A 6,880-nucleotide genomic window follows, 5' to 3' on the forward strand; every position below is an offset into this window, starting at 1 on the left:
TATGCAGTGGACTGCAACTCCATTTAGACCGGTTCGACTCCGGTACTCGCCTCCATTCTCTCTAAAATATCGCTTTACTAATCACTCCCGAACAATGCATGCCATCTTAGTATGTATGACTATTATCTATTTCTTTTTTAACCTTTCGATAAGTTTAACAAGAATTGCGCAGCCATTCAGTGATAGAAGAAGGCAGACCAACGGGTAGGAAACTCTCGCCGTTCCTTGATAAATTGCAACAGGGTTTTCAAGGGCATTAATTTCAGGGAGGCTCTGGCTTTCTGAAAACCGAGACCGTAGATAGGGTCGTCACTTGTTTCTATGGCTATTCTCCGGAATTCTGCATCTTTTGTGGCCTGATTTTTCAACCAGATGTACTCCATCATGACACACATGCCTTCTTCGACTTCCAGTGGCAGGTCACGATAGTTGTTATAGAAGAGCCAGGCGTGGGTTAACTCATGGATGGCTACGGTTCGAAAATGTTCCTCCGGCAAATGCTTTTGAATCAGAATATCGTTGAACTCTCTGGCGATCACCTGGCCATTGGGTGTTGTAGAGGTACTCCATCGGGTTAGTCCCAGTATCGGCCTTTCATTATGAAAGTTATGTCGGCTGGCTTCCCGAAGTTCATCACGGCCACAGAGTGTTAGTGGGGTATTGGATTGATGTAGATTCAATCCTACAGAAGATAGGGCAGAGCGCATCTGCTCCATGATTCTGTCTCCCTGTTCCTGGTTGACTACGCCGCGTAGATTGCAGAGGTTGCAAATCACCAGTCCATCCGGGAAGGACATTCCGCCATCGGTGATGTTTTTGCACACTATCCGACTGCAACTTGAGCAAGTGGTGTAGTCCTGGTGTGTGTCGCAAAAGGTATTACCCCAAAAATCCATTAAATAATATTCATGGAGGGGCTTGCGACAGACGGCACAGAGCGGGTTATTCTGTTTTTGGTAGCAGTCCGGATGCCAGGGCATACCATCGTTTTCTATGTATCTGTCGTTGATGGTTTTTCGGCATCCGGGGCATTTCAGGCAGCGTGGATGGAAAGGTCGGCCATTAAAGCCAACAAATGATTTGTTTAGCAGAGGCTTTTTGCAGGTTCGACAATTAAAACAGTGCAGGTGCCAGTGACTGCCCAAGGCTTCCAGGCCATTTCCATGGATTGGCTTTCGGCAGCTCTTACAGAAATTCATGTCCTTCCCTGGCCATGTGATGCTCTCTCAATAACTTTAGCAGGAGCGGATTAAGGCTGTTGGTGATTCAGAGAAAATGAGTTTCCGTCATTTGTTTCAATCTCTTGGCCTCGGTGTGATAGTACTGGCTGGTGGTGTTGATGGAGTCATGGCCCGCAAAAATGGCCAGATCCTCTATCTTCATGTGACGGGCAAGGTGTGTCAGTGCAGTATGTCGCAGAGCATGGAAAGGCATAACTTTAAATCGGGTTGCCTGCTGGCTGTTGTCTGATTCAGAGGCGCAGAAATCCATAAAACTTTGCCACCAGAAACGCAGACCTCTGGAGGAAAGTCCGCCTATTTTGCCCTGAATTCTGCGCGTCCTTGGGGCCAATGGGAAATTGTCCCCTGACAGACCTTCACACTGAACACTATGTCTGAATGCCCTGATCTCTTCAATGAGCTTATTGTTTAGTGGTAGCTGACGGCGCTTTCGACCTTTCCCCAGGATGCTGAGAAAGTAGCCTCCCTCAATACCTGGATGAATATCATTACAGCTGTGTTCGGTCATTTCAGACTCTCGAAGCCCGAGGCTGTAGCCCAGCATGATGATATAACGTGTTCTTGCTGACTCTGATTTGGATACGTGCTCACTTTGCGTTTGTAGCTCGAGGCAATTCAGCAAGTGTTGCCATTCTTCTTCATGGAAGAAGCGGATAGTAGAAGTACCTCGGGCCAGCTTTTCTCCGGAACGAATCAAAGAAACAGCGGGATTGCCCAGCGTGTATCGATTTTTCTCCAGGAAAGAAAAGAAAGATGAGAGTACATCAATCACCTGATCGGTGCTTTTTCCGGGTTTGATAGACGCTTTAAAGAGTATTCTTTCGGGTTGCCCGGGGAGAACACCTTGCTCTAACCAGCGATCCGGCAGATTTTGTATATGATGAAGATACATCTGAAGATGCTTTAGACGAACTTCCTTATAGCTCGCCCCAATATCTTGATATAACCAGGCGCTGAAACGCAGGATTTCTCTCTCGTAGCGTCTGAGTGTCTCGTTAGAACGAGCTGCGGATTTGTTCAAAAACAGAGTAAGAATTTCACTGTCATTGACAGCGCCTGTCATATCAGTACTTAACGATGATGGGTTGTACTGATGGTCACTCCCGGGAAGATTCAGAAGTTCTGAAAGAGCAGGTAAGTTCATGACTTATTTTCTTTGTTTTGTTCAATGGTGAGTTTTAGGGCATCGTTATAGCCCTTGAGCCGTGCAACTTCATGCTCCAGTGTTCTTGTTGAATCAAGCTCTTTCTGTAATGACAGGTTTTTGAGCTCAAGGGCTGCTTGCTGCTTCCTGCACTCTTTAATAGCATCCTGATCATGCCGGGCCTTATGTTCTGCATCTAATAGCTGCCGCACTGCGCTGGAAAGGGCCTCGGCAGGGAGGTTCAGAAGCAATGTTATTTCCTTGATAACTTGAAGCAGTGGCTTTGATTCTTTGACGATGGCCTTGTAATGATTCCTTTCTTCGCAGGCTTCGAGATGAGCTTTGGACTTGGCTTCCAATCGATATTGGATTTCATTATGCGCCTTTTCGGCAGTCAGCCCGGACTCTTTTTGTTTCACAAGCTTTGATTCAACATTGGCTCTTAGTCGACGCTCATTGTCGACGGTTTTGATCCAGTGATTGATTTGTGCCTGGTACTGGCTGTCAAGCTTTGTCTCCAAAGAGGCGAGGGCTTGGGTATGTTCTTCTTTGCTGGAAGCAATCACTGCCTCATGCTTCTTATTTTTTTCGATCTCTGTGTTTAGCTGTTCCTTCAACTGAATGATGCTTTTCTCATGCTCAGACTGTTGTTGATTTAGCCTCTCTCCACTTTCTCGTAACACCTTATTTTCATCCGTCAACTGCTCCAACTGCTGTTTTAGATTCATTCCTTCCTCAGTCAGCTTCTGTACTACTTGTTGTAGTTCATCAATTTCCTGGTTGGCCTGATCTTCAAAATCACGTTGCGAGGCGGTTGCATCATGTTTCCATTGGATGAGTGAGCGTTTTAGCACACGCACCAAATCAGCAGGGAGCTCATCATCGACCTCTTTCTGGGCATCATCCAGAAAGCGCCATTCATTGTAATAGGGCAACACCGTCTGTTTCCCCATTTTGGCAATTCGGGCCAGCTTGTCGGCATTAATACGTTCGCCTCTGGTTTTGAGGTCGTCCAGAACTCTGAAAACAAGCTCTCTACGCTGAATATCCTTCTGATTCTCGCCGTTGGCCTTGTTATCCATGATTTCATACCCGTTTCTGAACCATTAATACCAGTATTATAATACTGGTATTAATGGTATTAAAGTTTTTTAATTACTACCGGTAACTGAACTTACCGGTAGTAAGAAATAGTTTTTTAGAGAAAGAAAAAGATCTGCTTTGAATTGGATTGCGTACAAAAGAATTCTGTCAAACGACACACGATGAGGACTAAAAATGGATAGAAGAAAGTTTATCCAACTGGGACTGGTTTGCGGCTTAATCCCTTTAGTTGTAATCGACACTGCTGCAGCACCAGCCCCTACAGACGAAGTTCAGGAAGACGAGCCACAGGCTAAAGCACTTAACTACGTAAAGAAGGCTTCTGAGGCCAAGGGTAATCCAAAATATAAGGAAGGGGATGTCTGTAAAAACTGTATGTTCTTTGAGTCCGCTAAGAATAATGGCTGTACACTGTTTGCCGGTCGCAGAGTAGAAGAGGGTGGCTGGTGCGCAGCCTGGGCGGCAAAACCCAACTGATCAGACTGACTGGGTATACGCTTTGATGATTAGGGCCTGCTTAAGAGAAGCTCGGGAGAGTCATGAATTAAGCAGGTACTAAAGATCCATCTGGTGGAACCAACAAAAAACGGGCGTAAGGCATACAGAATTGAGGGCTCAAGCTGGAATATCGTACTAGTTAAAACACCCATCAGCAGCATTCCTGAGCCCAAAAGGAAGCGTCATTTAATATAGCGCGCTTTTGATTTTATTTTCTCGACCAGCTTTTTACCTTTGGGGGTTAAGGTCAGCTTGAAATAACGTCCATCGTCCTCATGTTGAGCTTTTTTAATAAGACCCAGACCAGGACGGTCGTGACGACCTTCACCCAGACGCTTCACACTGACAGCGATATCACTGGGCGTGCCGCAGGTCAGCTTTTCAGCATTCACCAGGTCAGTTATAGTTTCACCGGGATTTTCAGCCACTACCAGTAAGATTTGCCACTGGATAATAGTTAGTGGGTATTCCTGAAGTAGGTGGGTAAGTTTAATCAGACCTTTAAGTGTCATTATTAATCTACCTTTAAGTTAGGTTATGGGTACGCTGTGAGCTTAAGGCGTCGTATACTTCTTTTTCTTCGGCCTCTAAAGCAATACTGCACAACGGGTGCAACAACAGAGGTACCAGAACAAATATTAGACAGTTTTATACTGATCTGGCAAATTTTAAGAGTCAGGTCGTCTATTTTAATACAAAGATAACGTGGCTGTTATGCTTTGAAACAACCAAGGGCACTGTTAACCCATGATCAAGAAATGCCTTTTTCCTGCCGCTGGTTACGGTACGCGCTTCCTGCCTGCGACCAAGTCTATGCCTAAGGAAATGATGCCCATCGTCAATAAACCCCTGATTGAGTATGGCGTTGACGAAGCCTTACAAAGTGGTCTGCATGAGATTTGCATCGTTACAGGCCGTGGTAAACGGGCTCTAGACGACCATTTCGATATTAATTATGAACTGGAACACCAGATTCAGGGAACAGCCAAGGAAGAAACCCTTTCGGGTATTCGAGGCTTGATGGACGAATGTACGTTTTCCTATACACGTCAGCGTGAAATGAAAGGACTGGGTCATGCCATCCTGACCGGAGAAACCCTGATTGGAGATGAGCCGTTTGCTGTCGTTTTAGCCGATGATCTTTGCATTAATCTTGAGGGAACAGGTGTTCTGTCCCAGATGGTTAAACTTTACAAGCAATTCCGTTGCAGTATCGTCGCCATTGAAGAAGTGCCTGTCGACGAGGCTTGCAAGTATGGGGTCATCAGCGGTGAAATGATCAAGCCCGGGCTTTACCGTGTTGAAGATATGGTTGAAAAACCAGCTCAAGGTGAAGCACCCAGTAACATGGCCATTATTGGCCGCTATATTCTGACGCCTGACATCTTCGATATAATCAGAGAAACTCCGCCTGGCAGTAATGGTGAAATCCAGATTACAGACGCTCTGCGTGAACAATGCAAGACCGGTCTGGTTCTCGCCTATAAGTTCAAGGGAACTCGCTTTGACTGTGGCAGTATTGAAGGTTACATAGAAGCGACTAATTTTTGCTTTGAGAATGTCTATAAGGCAGAGTCCAGGTAAATCGGTGAAGTGGAAGTTCATCTTTTGAGATCGGCAAAGACTGAGAGTTAAGAGAAATTCCAGATAATGACACCGGCATGCAGTGCCGGTTTCTTTGATAATCATAAGTTCGCATAATATATATTATGTTAAATAACTAATGTCAGCCGAAAACTGATTTCCCCGCAATGTTCATCATACATTTCTTAGTAACCAGTCCCATCAAGTCAGCCATGGCTCAGTGTCAAGCGTTTCGTACTTGGATATATTCAAGACACCAGATTCTCTTCTTCTGCTCAACCGTCAGTTCTGCAACTCTTTTTTTTGGAACTTTCGTTTAATTCACTGGTCGATATTTACAAGCACTCTTTGAAAGTAACTTACCTTCGTACTGAGTAAAAATTGGAGAAAAACGATGGATCGATTAGCTAATACCCCATGTGATCAGAGAAAAAATGCCTCTGCTTACACTGCTAAAGGTGCTGCTACAGTTGATGCTACAGAGAGTACAGGCAATCTCTCCGGTAGACCTGTCAGCACTGTCGGTGATGAGACATTTGAAGTCAATCGCGTAAATTTCGCACCAGATACCGTAACAGGAACATCCTCAACGAATGCAGACTCGAAAGCTGCGGTAAGCCAAACGCCCTCTCTAAAGGTGTTTCACCAATGGTTTGAGGAGAAACATGTTAAGACTGCGCTGGAGATGCGCAAACTTGAAAGGTCTGAAAAAATACTGCTGAAAATGAGTCACAAGCAACTTGATACCAGTGAGGACAGGCTCACCCAGCCCTGTGGGGATTTTAAAATCGACTCGGCTCTGGTGGATCTCTGGAAGTCGATGGACAAACGTGAAAGGGCTGCAAAACTGCAGCAGAACATGATGGCAAGCACATCGCGACAATGAGGACAGCCTGAGCCGGTCCTGTCTTACTGAGAACCCACCTCCTCTGCCTGGCCTGGCCCACTGAGGCGTGGTAGATACGTACATCTACTCCATCGTCAGAATCATCAGGGCGAAAGAACCCACTTGTTTTGCTACCCCTTTGTTGTGGAACTTTCGTTAAATTTGCTGGTCAATATGACACATGTTCTTTGTTCATGAATAAAGACAAATAAAGATGGAGAAAAAAAACGATGGATCAATTACCACCATATCAGGGACAAAGTCCCAAACCGAACAGCGTTGAAGCCAGTACTTTAGATTACACTGCCATGAGTCAAGGCAATGCCTACGGCAAAACCGTCAGCCTTTTCAGAGGTGGGCCATCTGGGGTCAGTCAGGCAGATTTCACATCCGATCCTGCAGCAAGACAAAAAGATCAAAAAG

8 protein-coding genes are annotated in these 6,880 nt (G+C 45.5%); 4 read left to right on the forward strand and 4 right to left on the reverse strand.

Going from position 1 to position 6,880, the window contains the following annotated elements:
* Positions 1–176 precede the first annotated feature (176 nt).
* From KDK16_RS00860 to KDK16_RS00870, 3 genes are all read right to left on the reverse strand, one after another.
* Positions 177–1,199: a protein DA1 gene (locus KDK16_RS00860; RefSeq protein ID WP_257254828.1), complete on the reverse strand. Its 1,023-nt coding sequence runs from the start codon at positions 1,197–1,199 to the stop codon at positions 177–179.
* A 67-nt stretch (positions 1,200–1,266) separates the two neighbouring features.
* A complete protein-coding gene (locus tag KDK16_RS00865; RefSeq protein WP_257254827.1) occupies positions 1,267–2,385 on the reverse strand; it encodes a tyrosine-type recombinase/integrase in 1,119 nt (372 codons plus the stop codon).
* Complete coding sequence (locus tag KDK16_RS00870; protein ID WP_257254826.1) at positions 2,382–3,467, reverse strand: DNA-binding protein; 1,086 nt, start codon at positions 3,465–3,467, stop codon at positions 2,382–2,384. Before KDK16_RS00870 ends, KDK16_RS00865 begins: the two co-directional genes overlap by 4 nt.
* 196 nt (positions 3,468–3,663) lie before the next feature.
* On the opposite strand from KDK16_RS00870, the gene KDK16_RS00875 reads away from it, so the two are divergent.
* Complete coding sequence (locus KDK16_RS00875; protein ID WP_257254825.1) at positions 3,664–3,966, forward strand: high-potential iron-sulfur protein; 303 nt, start codon at positions 3,664–3,666, stop codon at positions 3,964–3,966.
* 203 nt (positions 3,967–4,169) lie between these two features.
* On the opposite strand, the gene KDK16_RS00880 is transcribed toward KDK16_RS00875, so the two are convergent.
* Entirely contained in the window at positions 4,170–4,499 is a 330-nt protein-coding gene (locus tag KDK16_RS00880) for a MarR family winged helix-turn-helix transcriptional regulator (RefSeq protein ID WP_034841414.1), read from the reverse strand.
* 235 nt (positions 4,500–4,734) lie between these two features.
* On the opposite strand from KDK16_RS00880, the gene galU reads away from it, so the two are divergent.
* The 3 genes from galU to KDK16_RS00895 form a co-directional block, all read left to right on the forward strand.
* A complete protein-coding gene (gene galU, locus KDK16_RS00885) occupies positions 4,735–5,571 on the forward strand; it encodes a UTP--glucose-1-phosphate uridylyltransferase GalU (protein ID WP_257254824.1) in 837 nt (278 codons plus the stop codon).
* Positions 5,572–5,965: 394 nt separating this feature from the next.
* Positions 5,966–6,457: a hypothetical protein gene (locus tag KDK16_RS00890; protein ID WP_257254823.1), complete on the forward strand. Its 492-nt coding sequence runs from the start codon at positions 5,966–5,968 to the stop codon at positions 6,455–6,457.
* Between the two features lie 230 nt (positions 6,458–6,687).
* Positions 6,688–6,880, forward strand: a 193-nt coding sequence (locus KDK16_RS00895; RefSeq protein ID WP_257274272.1) for a hypothetical protein, incomplete at its 3' end; no start/stop codon positions are given.

The organism is Endozoicomonas sp. SESOKO4, from assembly GCF_024606275.1.

Bases quoted from the DNA above. Each gene is read 5' to 3' on its own strand.
- KDK16_RS00860 (WP_257254828.1), bottom strand. From the start codon at position 1,199: ATGAATTTCTGTAAGAGCTGCCGAAAGCCAATCCATGGAAATGGCCTG.
- KDK16_RS00865 (WP_257254827.1), bottom strand. From the start codon at position 2,385: ATGAACTTACCTGCTCTTTCAGAACTTCTGAATCTTCCCGGGAGTGAC.
- KDK16_RS00870 (WP_257254826.1), bottom strand. From the start codon at position 3,467: ATGGATAACAAGGCCAACGGCGAGAATCAGAAGGATATTCAGCGTAGA.
- KDK16_RS00875 (WP_257254825.1), top strand. From the start codon at position 3,664: ATGGATAGAAGAAAGTTTATCCAACTGGGACTGGTTTGCGGCTTAATC.
- KDK16_RS00880 (WP_034841414.1), bottom strand. From the start codon at position 4,499: ATGACACTTAAAGGTCTGATTAAACTTACCCACCTACTTCAGGAATAC.
- galU (WP_257254824.1), top strand. From the start codon at position 4,735: ATGATCAAGAAATGCCTTTTTCCTGCCGCTGGTTACGGTACGCGCTTC.
- KDK16_RS00890 (WP_257254823.1), top strand. From the start codon at position 5,966: ATGGATCGATTAGCTAATACCCCATGTGATCAGAGAAAAAATGCCTCT.